The 16,423-nt window shown below is 32.1% G+C and carries 14 protein-coding genes and 1 tRNA gene; 8 read left to right on the top strand and 7 right to left on the bottom strand.

The window, feature by feature from the left end; genetic code table 11:
- Positions 1-28: 28 nt before the first annotated feature.
- A complete protein-coding gene (gene gpmI / locus V8G56_RS04565; RefSeq protein ID WP_395437271.1) occupies positions 29-1,546 on the bottom strand; it encodes a 2,3-bisphosphoglycerate-independent phosphoglycerate mutase in 1,518 nt (505 codons plus the stop codon).
- Positions 1,547-1,835: 289 nt separating this feature from the next.
- Positions 1,836-2,609, bottom strand: coding sequence for a M48 family metalloprotease (locus tag V8G56_RS04570; RefSeq protein WP_395437272.1), 774 nt, complete (start codon positions 2,607-2,609; stop codon positions 1,836-1,838).
- A gap of 123 nt (positions 2,610-2,732) precedes the next feature.
- Here V8G56_RS04570 and V8G56_RS04575 point away from each other — a divergent pair.
- Positions 2,733-2,805: transfer RNA gene (locus V8G56_RS04575), tRNA-Gly, on the top strand.
- Between the two features lie 32 nt (positions 2,806-2,837).
- Here V8G56_RS04575 and pepE read toward each other — a convergent pair.
- Complete coding sequence (gene pepE, locus V8G56_RS04580) at positions 2,838-3,545, bottom strand: dipeptidase PepE (RefSeq protein WP_395437273.1); 708 nt, start codon at positions 3,543-3,545, stop codon at positions 2,838-2,840.
- A gap of 112 nt (positions 3,546-3,657) precedes the next feature.
- Here pepE and V8G56_RS04585 point away from each other — a divergent pair, with 112 nt between their 5' ends.
- The 7 genes from V8G56_RS04585 to V8G56_RS04615 all read left to right on the top strand — a co-directional run bounded on the left by V8G56_RS04585 (position 3,658) and on the right by V8G56_RS04615 (position 11,909).
- On the top strand, positions 3,658-4,461 hold the full coding sequence (locus tag V8G56_RS04585) for a carboxypeptidase-like regulatory domain-containing protein (protein WP_395437274.1): 804 nt from the start codon (positions 3,658-3,660) through the stop codon (positions 4,459-4,461).
- 172 nt (positions 4,462-4,633) lie between these two features.
- A complete protein-coding gene (locus V8G56_RS04590) occupies positions 4,634-5,377 on the top strand; it encodes a carboxypeptidase-like regulatory domain-containing protein (protein ID WP_395437275.1) in 744 nt (247 codons plus the stop codon).
- A 16-nt stretch (positions 5,378-5,393) separates the two neighbouring features.
- Complete coding sequence (locus tag V8G56_RS04595) at positions 5,394-6,128, top strand: hypothetical protein (protein ID WP_395437276.1); 735 nt, start codon at positions 5,394-5,396, stop codon at positions 6,126-6,128.
- 80 nt (positions 6,129-6,208) lie between these two features.
- Positions 6,209-6,712 carry a DUF6702 family protein gene (locus tag V8G56_RS04600; RefSeq protein ID WP_395437277.1) on the top strand — a complete coding sequence of 168 codons (504 nt, stop codon included), beginning with the start codon at positions 6,209-6,211 and terminating at the stop codon, positions 6,710-6,712.
- Between the two features lie 110 nt (positions 6,713-6,822).
- Positions 6,823-9,117 (top strand): M1 family metallopeptidase, encoded by a 2,295-nt coding sequence (locus V8G56_RS04605; protein WP_395437602.1) that lies wholly within the window; start codon positions 6,823-6,825, stop codon positions 9,115-9,117.
- A 78-nt stretch (positions 9,118-9,195) separates the two neighbouring features.
- Positions 9,196-9,483, top strand: a complete 288-nt coding sequence (locus tag V8G56_RS04610; RefSeq protein ID WP_395437278.1) for a Sec-independent protein translocase subunit TatA/TatB — start codon at positions 9,196-9,198, stop codon at positions 9,481-9,483.
- A gap of 149 nt (positions 9,484-9,632) precedes the next feature.
- Complete coding sequence (locus tag V8G56_RS04615; RefSeq protein ID WP_395437279.1) at positions 9,633-11,909, top strand: response regulator; 2,277 nt, start codon at positions 9,633-9,635, stop codon at positions 11,907-11,909.
- A gap of 50 nt (positions 11,910-11,959) precedes the next feature.
- On the opposite strand, the gene V8G56_RS04620 is transcribed toward V8G56_RS04615, so the two are convergent.
- From V8G56_RS04620 to V8G56_RS04635, 4 genes are all read right to left on the bottom strand, one after another.
- Positions 11,960-12,601, bottom strand: a complete 642-nt coding sequence (locus V8G56_RS04620) for an O-methyltransferase (RefSeq protein WP_395437280.1) — start codon at positions 12,599-12,601, stop codon at positions 11,960-11,962.
- A complete protein-coding gene (locus V8G56_RS04625) occupies positions 12,601-13,683 on the bottom strand; it encodes an amidohydrolase family protein (RefSeq protein WP_395437281.1) in 1,083 nt (360 codons plus the stop codon). The genes V8G56_RS04620 and V8G56_RS04625 overlap by 1 nt, the downstream gene beginning before the upstream one ends.
- Positions 13,684-13,689: 6 nt before the next feature.
- Positions 13,690-14,223, bottom strand: coding sequence for a 3-hydroxyanthranilate 3,4-dioxygenase (locus V8G56_RS04630; protein WP_331631090.1), 534 nt, complete (start codon positions 14,221-14,223; stop codon positions 13,690-13,692).
- A gap of 147 nt (positions 14,224-14,370) precedes the next feature.
- Positions 14,371-16,404 carry a glycoside hydrolase family 65 protein gene (locus V8G56_RS04635; protein WP_395437282.1) on the bottom strand — a complete coding sequence of 678 codons (2,034 nt, stop codon included), beginning with the start codon at positions 16,402-16,404 and terminating at the stop codon, positions 14,371-14,373.
- Between the last annotated feature and the right edge of the window lie 19 nt (positions 16,405-16,423).

A 16,423-nucleotide genomic window follows, 5' to 3' on the forward strand; every position in this document is an offset into this window, starting at 1 on the left:
AGTACAATAATTATTTTTTTGAATGGCTTTAAATTAAGGGGTGTCTGGTCATTGCTTTAGGTTGCTCAATTCCCATAAGTTTAAGAATGGTTGGAGCAATATCGCCCAAAACACCATCATTAATATGTTTTAATTCTTTGTCTATCAAAATAACAGGAACCGGGTTTGTGGTATGTGCGGTATTTGGAGATCCATCAGGGTTTATCATGGTTTCACAATTTCCATGATCAGCAATTAAAATAGTTGTATAATCATTTTCAAGTGCTGCAGTCACCACATCTTTCACACAAGCATCAACAGCTTCGCAGGCTTTAATAGCGGCTTCCATGACACCAGTATGTCCTACCATATCGCCATTTGCAAAATTTAAACACACAAAATCAACATCCCTTTTTTGCAATTCAGGAACTAAAGCGTCTCTTAATTCAAAGGCACTCATTTCAGGTTTTAGATCATAAGTAGCAACCTTCGGAGAATTTCTTAGAATACGGGTCTCCCCTTTAAAAGGCGTTTCCTGACCACCAGAAAAGAAAAATGTAACATGAGGATACTTTTCCGTCTCGGCTATTCTTATTTGTTTTTTATGATTTTTTTCTAAAACTTCCCCTAAAGTTTCGGTTAAATTATCTTTATTGAAAACAACATTAATATTTTTAAAGCAGTCATCATAATTTGTCAGAGTAACATAGTATAAATTTAATTTATGCATGTTTTGCTCATGAAAGTCCTTTTGTGATAAGGCTTCCGTTAACTCTCTACCACGGTCTGTTCTGAAATTAAAAAATATAACCACATCACCTTCTTTAATTTTTACGACGGGTTCATTGTTTTTATCAACCATAATAATTGGTTTAATAAACTCATCAGTGATATCGTTTTTATAATTTGATTCCACAGAATCCGTCACATTTGTAGAGAATTCACCAATGCCATTAACCATAGCATCATAAGCTAGTTTGATCCGCTCCCAACGTTTATCTCTGTCCATGGCATAATAGCGACCTGTTACAGTAGCCAGTTTACTATTTGTTTTTTCAAGTTGATCTTCTAAAGCCGTTAAAAAACCAAAACCAGATTTTGGATCTACATCTCTTCCATCAGTAAATGCATGAACGTAAGTGTTAGTTAAGCCAAAATCATGGGCAGCTTCCAATAAACCAAATAAATGTGCGATGTGGGAATGTACGCCACCATCACTTAATAAGCCAAGAAAATGCACATCTTTATTCTTGTCTTTAGCATATTTAAAAGCATCAACTAACACTTTTTCATCGTTAAGTGTTTTGTTTTCAACTGCTAAATTTACTTTTACAAGATCTTGATAAACGATTCTACCAGCTCCCAGATTCATATGGCCTACTTCACTATTTCCCATTTGCCCTTCTGGTAAACCCACATGTAAACCATCAGTTCTTAAGGATGCATTTGGATATTTAGTATAAAGAGAATCTATAAAAGGGGTATTAGCATTATCGATAGCAGATACTTTTGGATCAGGAGATTTCCCCCAACCATCAAGAATCATTAAGATGACTTTTTTGTTCATGTTTAAGTTAATTTTAATAAGGTTCAAAGATAAAGAAGTTTGCATAGAAAAACTTAATAAACCTCATGTGAAATATGTATTTTAATTGATTGTTTATTGAAAAATATCAAATATATGCACTGTTAAATAAATTAAAATGAAAGGTTAAAAATGTGTTATAAAAGAATTTCTCATGTAACACATTTATTTTTTTTTCGTCTTAATAGTATATTAGAGTTATTTCAGAAAAGAAATTTTGATATTTGAATTAGTCACTCAAATTTAAAAAGCCATGTAAAAATGGCTTTTTTTATGATTTTTTATATTTAGTGATAGCTTCTTTTATTTTTTGAATTCTATTCTCAGGATCTGGATGTGTACTTTGAAATTCTGGTACACGATTCCCTTCTGAAGTGGTTTTTAATATTTCCATAACACCAATCATTTCTTCAGGGTTATAGCCCGCATTAATCATAAAAAGAACTCCTAAATCATCACTTTCCAGTTCATCTTCTCTGCCATATTTCATGTTTATTATACTCGCTATGGCGGCGGCTCCTTGAGCGGTATTTGGGTCTATGGCTACAGCGACGCCATTTAACAAGCCTTCAGTCAAGCCTTGCTTAGACATTCTGTCGGCAGAATGTTTTCCTACCACATGGCCAATTTCATGACCAATAACCCCAGCCAGTTGATCTTCATTTTTAAGTTTTGAAAACAGGGCATAAGTAATAAAAATTTGTCCGCCAGGAAGTGCAAAGGCATTTATGGTATTTGGATCGGCAAGAAGATGAAAATCATATTGATACCCTGTTTCCTTGGCAATACTATTATTGACTAACTTATGTCCAACTTGATCTAAAAATGCCTGATAGTTATTATTTGGATACAGTCCACCATATTGTTCTTTCATTGAGGGGGTACTTTGTAAACCAATAGCAATTTCCTGCTCTTCTGATAAAGTGATATGTTGCTCTTTTCCTGTATAAGGATTGGTTTCAGCACTCGCACAATATTTTAGAAATGCAAAAAGTGCAATGGCTAATCCTACAAATAATTTTACTTTATAGTTACCATGTCTCATTAAAGTTCAATTTTGATGAAAATAAAAATAATGAAGTTTAAAATATCATCGTATTATTTTAATAATAAGTTGTGATTTATCTTGCAAATAAAAAATTAGATTGTTTATATTTGTTACGGATTTGCGGGAGTAGCTCAGTTGGTAGAGCGTCAGCCTTCCAAGCTGAATGTCGCCGGTTCGAACCCGGTCTCCCGCTCAAAAAATCTTCATCATTTGATGAAGATTTTTTTATTTTAAAGTATTTAGTTCTGTTTCAGGTTGGACTTCATACGGCGTTTTATTTTGTTCAAAAATGCGAGCAGACAAAGGTCCTTTTAAAACTATAGAATCACCTTTAACAAATAACCAACTTCCTTCCCGTAAACCAATGACTGGCTGCGAATTAAAAGCATGAAATTCTTTTATGCGTGTTTCTCTAGTTTCTCCCATATGTTTTAAAGTAGTATCTGGATCTAAGTAATGCGGATTTAAATTAAAAGGGACCAGGCCTAAGGCATTAAAATTTGGTGGATATATAATAGGCATATCATTCGTGTTTTTTATGGTTAATCCGCAAATATTACTACCAGCACTTGTGCCTAAATAAGGTGTTCCTTTATTAACAGTGTCTTTTAAAACGGAAAGTATTTTATGTTTGTAAAGCTGATTTAATAATACGAACGTATTGCCGCCTCCTACAAAAATAGCTTCTGCCTTTTCAATGGCTAAAACAGGATTATTAGAGGTGTGAATACCTATAATGTTTTTATTGATTTTTGAAAATGCTTCTTTCACTTTTTCTGTGTAGGTGTCATGAGATATGCCACTAGGCCTTGCATATGGGATAAAAAGTATGGTCTTTACCCCTTTGAAAAATACCTTTAATTCGTCTAAGAGGTATTCTAAATAGTCGGTACCATGCACTGTTGAAGTACTTGCTATAATAATGTTTTTCATCGATCTCTACTTTTTAATTAAGACAATATACTCCTACAATTTAACAAAAGATTATAGTAATTTAATAAATCAAATAATTTTTTATAGATTATTTTTAAACAAAAAAAAAGCTATGAAAAAATTCATCATTTTAATCACTTTTTTAACGGGTTTGCAGATCGTTTCGCAAGACTTGAAACCAATTGATGTTAAAGGTAAAATAATTGTTGAAGGTGGAGACCTTTTAGGAATATCTATTATTAATAAATCTTTGAATAAACAAGCAATAACAAATGAAAATGGCGAGTTTATATTAGCTGTGAAGTTAAATGATTCAATTGAAGTCAGTGCGATACAATTTCAAAGTATTAGTTTTCAAATTAATGAAGAGATTTTGCAATCGAAAAACGTGAAAATATTCTTAATTGAAGAAATTAACCGACTTGACGAAATATTTATTACAGGGAGCAGATTGTCAAAAAGTTTAGAAGTACAAATTAATCATACAGGCCATTTTAATCCAAAGTTAAATTCAATGTATTTTGGTGTTTTGAATAATAATAATCAATCTCAGAGTGATATTGATTATAACTCGGGTGTAAGCAACAGTTTAATGAATTCGGAACGACAAAGAATGATTAATGGACTTAATATGGTTAATGTTGTTGATCAATTATTATTGCCTTTGTTTAGATCAGAAGTTAAAAACAAAAAGGAAATTGGAATTCCGGAGGTTCCTATAGAATCTATAAAATACTATTTTGGATCTGAGTTTTTAATTGATAATTTCAATATTCCTGAGCATAGAGTCGAAGAATTTATTAGGTATGTTGAAAGCGACAATTTTGATTTCTCATTACTTAATTACGGAAAAGAAATGGAGTTTTTAGAACTAATCTATCATAAAAGTTTGGAATTTTCAAAGAAAGTTAATTAATTCCTTATTTTAATAGGAGGGTTTTTTAAAAAAAATTTAAACGCTTTTTTGATTTATATTAAGATTTGAAAGGCTTTCTTTATATCTTTAATATATGACCTTGAAGAAACTGATACTTTTTTTTATTCTTTCGTTTAACTTGACTTTTTTTTATGCTCAAGTAAATCAGCGAATGGATATTAAAGGAATTGTTCTATCAGAAAATCAAGATGTTGAAGGAGTGACTATTTTTAATACGTCATCTAATAGAGGAGCAGTTACCAATGAGAAAGGAGAATTCAATATTGAAGTTTCTTTAAATGACCGCATTGAAGTTTCTGCCTTACAATTTAGTCCTATATTATTAATAATTAATGAAGAAGTCATTAATTCAAGAAACATAAAAATATATTTAATAGAAAAAGTGAATCAATTGGACGCTGTTTTACTTTCTAATGGTTTAAAAGGAAATATAGCGGTAGATATTGACAATGTAAAAATGGTACCTGATATTGAATTAAATATGGGTGATATGAATAAGGCTTTTGAGTATAATGATGATAAGGCGTTTGACAATCAAGTGGTGGCAAATAATCTAAATACTGCAATGAATAAAGGCCAATTTTATAATGGCGTTGATTTTGTTGGACTTGCAACCAGTGTCTATAGTTTATTGGTTAAACCAAAAACAAAAAAGATTCAAGAAAAAGATTTGTCATTAAATGAAAACCGAAAGGCAATAACAGATATTTTTTCTCATGAATATATCAGTGAAAATTTTAATATTCCTTTAGACGAAGTTCCTTCTTTTATAGTTTTTTTAGAATCCAATGAGATAAATGCAGAACTTTTGAAAACTGAAAATGAAATACAACTTATTGATTATATAATGCTACAAAGTAAATTGTACTTGAAAAATAATGATTTTAAAAATTAAATTTTTTATAATTCTAATGGTAGTTTTTCAAGTAGAATCCATGGTTTCTCAAACGGTTGATGTATTAGGAAAAATTGAAAGTGCAGGTGATGTTGAAAACATTCATGTTATTAATAAAACGGCTAAGGTATTCACTATTTCAAATGGAAGTGGCAATTTCAAAATTAGTGTAAAACTGAACGATACATTAGTTTTTTCTTCAGTTCAATATAAAACAAAAGTCCTAGTAGTAAATGAAGATATTGTTTTTAAAAAGACAGTCAAAGTTGTTTTAGAGGAGCAGATCAACCATTTGGATGAGGTCATTGTTGGAAGGGTTTTAACAGGTAATTTACTCTCAGATATTGATAATACAGAAGGCGATCCGCCCATTAATTTTTATGATGTAGGGATACCGGGTTACACAGGAAAAATAGCAACACAAAGTGAAAGAAGATTAAATGAAGCAACAACGGGAGGAGGAATTATTCCTCTTAACCCCATTTTAAATGCTATTTCTGGTAGAACTAAAATGCTAAAACAACAGGTAGCATTGGAGGCTAAGGATGAACTATTGTTTAGTATAAAAGCCAGATTATCAAAAGTTTTTTTTGATTTAAATCCCTTAGAGGAGCCATTAATAATGGATTTTTTTTATTTCTGTCAAGAAGATGAAAATTTTATGACATCATGTAAAAATCAATCTGATTTTAAAATATTACAGTTTCTGGAAGTCAAACACAAACAGTACATCACTAATTTAAAACAATAAAAGGATTCGTTTTTTTGGAATGCTTTTTGAACTATTATAATGAACTACTTTTAACGAAACAATTTGTTAACATTTAAAAAATGAAAAGAATAAAAATATTTCTCTTAATAGTTATACTTCCTTTGATGGCGTTTTCAGGCTTTCATAAATATTACATTAGTGTAACACAGGTTGATTATATTCAAGAGAAAAGGTCAGTGCAAATTACTACACGCATATTTATTGATGATTTTGAAAATATATTACGAGAGCGATATAATGAAAATATTGTCTTGGCAGGAAAAGAAGAAACAAAAGAGGTTAATAAATATATTGAGACCTATTTAAGAAATAAAATTAGGGTGCGAATTAATGATAAGGATATGAGCCTTATTTTTATTGGCAAGGAGTATGATGTTGATATTATACAGTGTTATATTGAAATTCAGAACGTTACACAAGTAAAATCTATTGAAATCACGAATGAAGTTTTGTTTGATTTATTTGAAGATCAGCAAAATATGATTAAAACTAAAATCAACTCCAAACAAAAAAGCTTTTTATTAAATCAAAATAATAAAACAGCAGTGTTAAATTTTAATTAAAAAACACAACTGGAAATATTAATTACTTAATTTCGAACGCCTTTTATTAAAATAATTTAATAATTATTACAAAAATGCATAAAAAATTACATTTAATTTAACGTTTTATGATGAAAAAAACTATTTTTTGCTTTCTATCGATTCTTCTTATTTCTGGAGGACTAATAGCTCAAAATGAAGAGCCATCAAAGGTCAAATCAGGCCATACAAACAATAACAAATTCAAGCAGTTATACGATGAATTTGCTACACCAAATATGTTTAGAACTGCCTCTGGTGCTCCGGGACCCGCTTATTATCAGCAACAGGCTGATTATAAAATGGATATAGAATTAGATGATGTCAATGCGAAATTATCCGGTAGTGAAACTATTACTTACACAAATAATTCACCAGATGAATTAAAATACCTTTGGGTTCAACTTGATCAGAATATGAGAGCAAAGGATTCAAAATCACCACTTATTGAAGGGGGTGGTTATGGTCCTGTAACATCGGCTTCAAGGTTTGTGAGTGCCTATATGAAAGAGCCCTTTGATGGGGGATTTAATATTCAGGAAGTAAAGGACACCAATGGGAATAAGCTTGAATACATGATAAATATGACGATGATGCGAATAGAATTGCCATCTTCACTTAAGTCGGGACAACAATTTTCGTTTTTTATAAAATGGTGGTATAATATAAATGATCATGTAAAAGACGGAGGAAGATCTGGTTATGAGTACTTTCCTGATACAGACAACAGAATTTATGTCATGGCTCAATTTTATCCAAGAATGGCTGTTTACAGTGATGTAGAAGGGTGGCAAAACTCTCAGTTTTGGGGAAGAGATGAATTCGCTTTAACATTTGGAAATTTTGATGTCAATATTACCGTTCCGGCAGATCATATATTAGATGGAACCGGAAGACTGGTTAACAGAAAAGAAGTGTTTTCAAAGGTTATGTTGGAACGCTACGAAAAAGCAAAAAAGACATATGATGAACCTGTAAAAATTGTGACGCAGGCTGAAGCTGAGGCTGCTGAAACACAAAAGAGTAGCAAGAAAAAAACATGGAAGCTATCTGCTCAAAATGTACGTGATTTTGGTTTTGCTACTTCAAGAAAATTTATTTGGGATATGATGGCTGTAAAAATTGGTGGTAAAGATATTATGGCCGTTTCCTTATATCCAAAAGAAGGCAATCCGCTTTGGGAAGACTGGTCTACAAAAACAGTAGCGAGCACTTTAATTTCATATTCAAGAATGACCTTTGATTATCCTTACCATAAGGCTATATCTGTTCATGCGCCCATGGGAATGGAATATCCAATGATTTGCTACAATTTTGGAAGACCAGAAAAAGATGGTACTTATAGTGACCGAGTTAAATATGGTATGATGGGTGTTATTATTCATGAAGTAGGGCATAATTTTTTCCCGATGATTGTAAACAGTGATGAGCGCCAATGGACTTGGATGGATGAAGGCTTAAATTCATTTGTGCAGTATGTTGCAGAGCAGGATTTTGCAATAAAATATCCTACCGCTCTATCACCTAATGATAAAACATTTCCTTCTAGGAGAGGTCCTGCGAAAAATATTATTCCATATATGGGAGGCGATCAAGATTTTATTTCTCCTATAATGAGTAAAGGTCTAAATGTGCATCAGTTTGGTGAAAACGCATACGGAAAACCAGCTACTGCATTAAATATATTAAGAGAAACAGTAATGGGGCCTGATCTTTTTGATTATTCATTTAGAGAATATGCACATCGCTGGATGTTTAAACATCCAACGCCTGAAGATTTCTTTAGAACAATGGAAGATGCCTCAGCATTTGATCTAGATTGGTATTGGAGAGGTTGGTTTTATACAACTGACTGGGTGGATATAGGCGTGAAAGAAGTAAAAAAATACTATGTATCTTCTAAACCAAACGATTACGGTAAAAGAGTGGCGAGATGGTATAATGTAAAGCCTGAAGATTTGATTTATATGGTAGAAGAAGGTAGTGAAGATTTCGAAGATAGTATGAGAGATAAATCACCAATGGATTCCTCTGCGAGTTTAAAGGAATATCTTATGGATAATTTCACCCCAGAGCAACGCCAATTAATAAAAAACCCTAAATATTTTTACAGTGTCACTTTTAATAAACCAGGAGGATTGGTAATGCCAATTATTGTTGAATATACCTATGCAGATGGCACGAAATTAAAAGAAACGTATCCGGCTGAAATTTGGAGATTAAATGATAATGAAGTGAGTAAAACCATTGCGTCAGAAAAGGAAATAGTCGGCATAATTGTTGATCCAGATTTAGAAACAGCAGATATTGATACTTCAAATAACTCTTGGCCAAAAGAAATAAAACAAAGTGATTTTGACCAGTTCAAGGACAAGGTTAAAAATTAAAAATAAATTAACATATGAAGCCGATTTTTTATAGTCGGCTTTTTGTTTTTCTAATGAAACACTTACTATATTTGTATCGTGATACTACAACCTACATTTCTATTTATAAGTGGTGCTGAAATAGCATTCATACTTTTTATTGTAGTCATGGTTTTTGGAGCAGATAAGATACCTGAAATAGCTCGAGGCTTAGGAAAAGGTATGCGAGTGCTTAAAGATGCTACGAACGACATAAAAAGTGAGATTACAAAAAGTGCTGAAAAGAATGGTATTGACGCTGATTTAACCAAAGGAATAAAAGACGAAATCAAAAAAGTAAAAGACGATTTTGATGATTTTACGGGTTCTGTAAAACGTAAACTCTAGTTTTTATCGCCTTCATTTCGTCGATTTTTTTTGCACGCGTTATTTTTTATCGTAAAAAGGAATCCCTTTAACAAATATATTATTCATTAAAATAAACAAATCGATTATTGTATTTAGATTGGTAATCCCAAACCTATAATGATTGACTTATGAAAAACGTTGTGCTTTTCATTTATCTACTTGCTTTTTCTTTTTCTTTTAGTCAAAGCGAATATGAAATCAGAAATCAAATCGATAATTTCAAGACTGTAGCTTCTAATTATTATAATACGAAGGGCATATTAAATGCTTTTAATAAAGCAAATCAAGCGAGGCAATTATCAGATTCTCTGAATGATGATTATGGGAGTGCTCTTGCTAATTTTACGCTTGGCAAACTTTATATGCATATGCATAAACATGAGAATGCCAAGGCTGGTTTTTTAAGAATGCAAAAACATTCTAAACAAATTAAGGATAATTACTTGACCGCTATCTCCTATTTCAACATAGCATTGTTAAATCGTGCAAAAAATAATTCTTTAGCAGCAGTGCCATTTTTTAAAGAAGCTAATTCTTACGCGTTAAAAATTAAAAACGATGACGGCGATAACACTAATAATGGACAAAGCTTATTATTTCAGATCAACATCAATCTTGGCGCCTTAAATTTAGAAAACAACAAACTAAATGATGCAACTTTCTACTTATTAAGTGCTCAAGATAATTTGGCAAAATTATCTTCTAATCATTATTATAAGAGTCAGTTTAATTATTATTATGGAGATTTATATTTAAAAAGAAACCTGTATAACTTAGCCAATGATAAGTTTGAAATTGCCTTAAATACTTTAAAACAGGATAAAGAAAATCTAGATAACAATTTGTTATTAAGTAAAATATATAAAGCCTATTCCATCTCTTTAGAAAAGACGGGGCATAACGATTTGGCCTATGCTATGTTAAAACTAAATGATTACAGAAGAGAAAGGTACATTAATGAAGAAAAAAGAAATGAAGACACCATTTTTGATTCAAAACTGAATATTGAATTATATAAACAAGATGCCAAATGGGCCAATGAAGGTAGAAGTCTTCAAGAAAAAATTACTCAAGAAGCAAAAAACTTTAATACCTATATCACATTTACGGCGTTGTTATTACTGGTACTATTTGTGGGGCTATTTATTATTTATGCATCAAAAAGGAAATTAAGTAAAATTCTTGTAGTCCAAAATAAGAAATTGGAAACAGCTAAAGAAATGGCTGAAGAATCCTCAAGATTAAAAACTAAATTTATTTCTAATGTGTCACATGAATTACGAACACCTTTATATGGCGTTGTTGGATTAACATCTTTAATGTTAAAGAATAATAATTTTTCGGCACGTGATACCAAATATTTAAAGTCCTTAAAATACTCGGGAGATTATTTATTAAATTTAATAAATGACATTTTACAAGCAGGAAAAATTGAATCAAATACATTTGAACTGAATAATGTATCCGTTAAATTAAAGTCACTCATTCAAAATATTGTAGATTCATTTGAGTACAGATTAGAGGAATCAAATAACCAAATTCATATTTCATATGATGAAGGACTACCTGAATTTGTTAAATGTGATAAAATAAGATTAACCCAAATTTTGTTTAATTTAATTGGAAATAGTATAAAATTTACAGAAAATGGAAACATTTATGTCAAAGTAATTCTTTTAAATTCAGATACTGAAAATGTACAAATTCGATTTGAAGTGGAAGATGATGGTATGGGCATTCCAAAGGATAAACAAACAGTGATCTTTGAAAATTTTTCACAATTAAATGAAAATATTAACATCAATTATCAAGGCACTGGTCTAGGTCTTTCTGTGACTAAAAAACTAGTAGAATTATTTGGTAGCAAAATTGAATTAGAAAGTGATTTAGGACTAGGGTCTACATTTAGTTTTAATGTGAGTTTTAAAATAGATCATAAAACTATTGAAGACCAAAAACGAAAAAGCACAAACAATGAGTTTTCAGTATCAAATTCTAAAAACTATAAAATATTGATTGCAGAAGACAATAAAATCAATCAAATTGTAACCAGTAATTTATTAAAAAAAGAAAATTATAAATTTGATATTGCACAAAATGGTCTTGAAGCATTAAATGCCTTTAAATGCAATAAATATGATCTTATATTGATGGATATTAACATGCCAATTATGGATGGTAATGAAGCAACTATTGAGATTAAGAAATTAGATAGTGACATACCGATTGTGGCATTAACTGCTTCTAGTGCTGATGAGGTTAGAAAAAATAAAATCGAGATAGGGTTTGATGATATTATTACAAAACCGTTTGATAATGAATTGTTTTTCAAAACAATTTCTAAATTAATAGAACGTAAAAAAACCACATTTAAAGGCGTGAAAGTTTTAGAATTAGCTTCTTAAATCGATTGGATTTAAAGAGTTTGTAATTAAAATGAAGTAGAATAATTAATTTATATTTTTCTGCTTATGGTTAAGCCGTCTCTAATAGGTAAAATAATGGTCTCTACTCTTTTATCTTCCTTTAATAAGGTATTATATTCTATTAGGGCTTTAGTTGAAAAATCGTCTTCTTTTAAGGGCTGAATAACTTTTCCACTCCAAAGCACGTTATCGGATAAAATGATCCCACCCGGATTTAGTTTATCTATGATGACCTTAAAATAAGCGGGATAATTGTCTTTGTCTGCATCAATAAAAATAAGGTCAAAAGTTTTATTAAGTGACGGAATGATCTCTAATGCATTTCCTAAATGCTGAAAAATCTGTTTTCCATAAGGTGATTTGTCAAAATAGATCCGCTGAAAATCTAATAATTCCTCATTGATATCAATAGTGTGTAGTTCGCCATCAGTTTGCATCCCTTCGGCTAAGCATAAGGCAGAGTATCCTGTGTAAGTCCCAATTTCTAATATGTTTTTCGGATGTGTTAATTTTGAAATCATACTCAATAGTCTTCCTTGATAATGACCGCTCAGCATGCGTGGCTGTAAAATTTTCTGATAGGTTTCTCTGGTTAATTCCTGAAGTAATTCAGGTTCGTCTTCAGAGTGATTAACCACATAATCATCTAGATCTTCAGGAATAAAATGCATTAGGATAGAATTCTGTTAAGTAATTTTTGTTTGGCATTGGCATCTTCACCGCATAACCATTGAATCACATTATCTTCCCAAATGGCATCTCGCTCTGTTTCTGTGATGATGTTGCGCTCCATGGCAAGATCTAATATTTTCCCTGGATAAGACGATTGTTTAATACTTTCCATTTCACCTAAGGGGTAAGGATCGTCTAATCCCATTAAAACTTGTTTAGCACCTTGATTTTTAATTAATAACTGCAGAGATCCTGTATCATGAACCAGGGTGTCAAAAAAGATATTTTTATGACCAACAGCTTTTCTTGGATGATGTTTACCTTCAAATAAGTCTGGTCTTCCATCAAAGCCTTGAATACGTCTGCCTAAATTAATTTGAGCTAATTGTCCGCCATGAGCAAAACAAGTACGCATATTGGGATACTTTTCCTGATAGCCATTCAGTGTTAAAAAATGGTAGGCATCGGCACATTGTGCCAGCATCCAAATGAGGTGAAAACGCCAGGAGATGTTTTCTAGTTTTATAAATTTTTCACCATCATAGGGGTGAATTTCTACGGCTAAATTATATTTATTGGCCAATTCAAAAATAGGTTCATTTTCCTCATCAAAAATACAACGCCAGGTACCAATAGTATCCATATAATGGGTTGGTAAACATAAAAGCTGTAAGCCATGAGTTTCAACACAGCGCTCTATTTCCCAGCAGGCACTTCTAACAAAACCAGGATGAACCACAAATCCACAAGTAAACTTACTAGGATTTTCATGCTGAATTTTAGCGTTAAAATCGTTTTGAAAACGAAGGGCTTGTTTCATTTCCTCCACGCGTAAACCATTGCCATACAGTTGTGATAAGTTGAGAACAACCGCATGATCAATTTTAAAACGTTCCATCCATTCTAATTTCTCATGAAGGAAGAAACTGGAATCAGTTACCGGACGGCTCCAGTCTTTCTGAAGCATGAACTTCCGGTCTTTATCTACCCAAAAAATACCTTTTTCTCTCATGAAATCAGGTATTTCCTCAGGGTAAGGTAATAAGTGTGAATGCCCGTTTATTCTTAATTTAGGTTTCATAAAAATTTAATCAATTTTTACTTTTTTAGGTGGTTCCATTGTTTTTCCGCAATTAGGACACGTTCGTTTGTGTAAATCACCATAATATTTGTCAAAAATTTTAGGCATATCGGTTTCAATGTTTTTTACCGTAAAATCTTCTTCGTAAAGTTTGGTTACACAATGTTCACAAAACCAAAGCAATGCATCACGCATCCCTTCAGGACGCTTATATTCAATAACCAATCCAACAGTGTTAGCGCCTCTTTGTGGAGAATGCGGTACTTTAGGGGGTAATAAATAAATATCACCTTCTTTAATATGAACATCTTTAGGAGTACCATTGTCAATAATTTTTAAAACAATGTCTCCTTCTACCTGATAGAAAAATTCAGGCGTTTCATTGTAGTGATAATCTTTTCTGTTATTGGGTCCACCAACAACCATTACAATAAAATCACCGTCTTTCCAAACCACTTTATTACCTACAGGCGGTTTTAGTAAATGTCTGTTTTCTTCAATCCAGGCTTTAAAATTTAAAGGAGAAACCAATTTACTCATAGTTTATTATTTTGGGCGTGCCGCTTTTTCGCTTAAGAGCTCAAAACGTCGGGCTTTACGCGCTACATGGTAGCTAGCTTCAATCCCTCACGCGATTTTTATAATTTAAAGTTACAAACTTTTATGCCATTATCATTAACCAAAGAATTATTCAGTAATAACAAATGTTTTTCTTTCAGGACCAATACCCTTTAAAGTTAAAGACTTCCACTCTTTAGGTAGAATAGCATTTTTTTGAACAATGCCATCATTGGTAATATCCAATCCTCCAAAACCAAATAAAACGACTTGTAACATACCGCCAGCACCTGTTGCAAAATAAGGATTGTTGCTCGTTGCTGCTTCTGCCAAAGCTCCAAAAGGAGGTCTTTTGTTAGGTTCATAACTTCGTTTAAATAGGCGATAGGCTTCTTTGGCATTACCAAGTTTAGCGTATAAGACTGCAAAGACAGATTGTCCCATAGCAGGACCTTCATCAGCTAATTTTGGTTCGTAATATTTTAAATCTTTTTTAATGGTTTCTTCATCAGAAATCACATTTAATGGATAAGATAATAAATTCACATCAGCTTGTTTAATAATCTCACCGGCATATTTACTGTGTTCCATGGTGGTGCCATCAGGAAATTTATGGATTTTTATTTTTGAGGCAAGATTTCCCCATTCTGGGTTTGGTATTTCGCCAACTTCCATAGCAGCTTCAGTAGCGAATTTTAAAGCGGTAATTGCAGAGCCATTTGTAAAGGCATTATCATCTACATTTGGGGCAAATTCATTCGCTCCAACCACGTTTTTTATACTGTAACTGCCATCAGCATTTAATACAGACCTACTCACCCAATAATCAGCAATTTCTTTTAACATGGGATATCCCCTGGTTATTAACCATTCTTTATTTTGAGTGACCCGGTAATAATTCCAAAACGCAATGGCGACATCCGCCGTTATATGGTGTTCAAATGTACCCGTTAATGCCCATGCAGGAGTAGCTTCTTCACCAGTATCGTCACTCTCCCATGGGAACATGGCGCCTTTATATCCAAAATTGATCGCTTTTTCTTTGGCTTTATTAATTCTGTCTGACCGATAGTTTACTAAAGAGCGCGCAATATCCTGATTCAACATTAATAACGGAGGGAACATCCAAAGTTCGGTGTCCCAAAAAATATGACCATTATAATTTTGAGAAGACAATCCCATAGGAGAGATGCTCAAATTAGAATCCCCTCTTGAAAAAGCATATAAATGATACAAGGCCAAACGCACATCTAATTGAGATTGCACATCGCCTTCAATGATGATATCACCTTGCCAAAGATCGTCCCATAATTTTTTATGTTGGTCAATTAAATCATTTCTGGGCGTAAGTAAATTAAAAATGACAAAGCGTTCTGATTCTGTTTGCGGATCTTCAAAATCTTGAGTAGAACATTCTGCACCTGTCCATGCAAATTCATAGGTTTCATTCTTCTTTAATTCCTTTTCAAATGATAAATGGTTCTCATAATTAGATACTATATCATGCGTTAAATGGGGTCTCTGTTCTTCTCTGCCAGAATTAATAGCATGCCAGACAAAGGTTGCTGAGGTACCAATAGTATGTTTGCCAAACTTGCTTTTCGCAACGGTTTGTAATATAGGCATGGTAACTTCATTATCTTTTAAAATTCTAAAAGTACTCAGTGGTTTTATAAATTCTTCTGGTGTTGAGATTTTACCAGTGGCTTTAATTTTAATGTTTTTTAAAGGAAGGACTTTAATGTCAATATATCCTGCATATTGAATATTTCTCAGAGCATAAATGGAATAGGTAATTTTAGCTTTATCTTTAAAAGTGAATGACGTTTCAAATGCAGCCATTTTCATGTTTAAAGATTGTTTCCAATCACTTACATTTTGTTCCGTGATTTTTTCGCCATCTATAAAAATATCTAAATTGGCAAAGTTCATACCAGATATTATTCTGCTCACTCCTAATTCCGATTCTTTTTCATAAACATTATTGAGAATGATGCTTTTTGTTTGAAAGGGTATGTCCTCTGGAAGAATACCAATCCGGCCATTAGCTGCAACAATGCCCGTATAGGCTTCAACCTTTCCCGTGGTTAAAACCCAGTCTTTTTCTTGAGCCTGGGTTATGAGGTTTAAGGCAATAAACAGGAAGACTATTATTTTTTTCATGAGTTAGTTTTAGTTTGGT

Origin of the sequence: Gaetbulibacter aquiaggeris, assembly GCF_044003965.1 — a bacterium.
In the GTDB taxonomy this organism is placed as follows: domain Bacteria; phylum Bacteroidota; class Bacteroidia; order Flavobacteriales; family Flavobacteriaceae; genus Yeosuana; species Yeosuana aquiaggeris.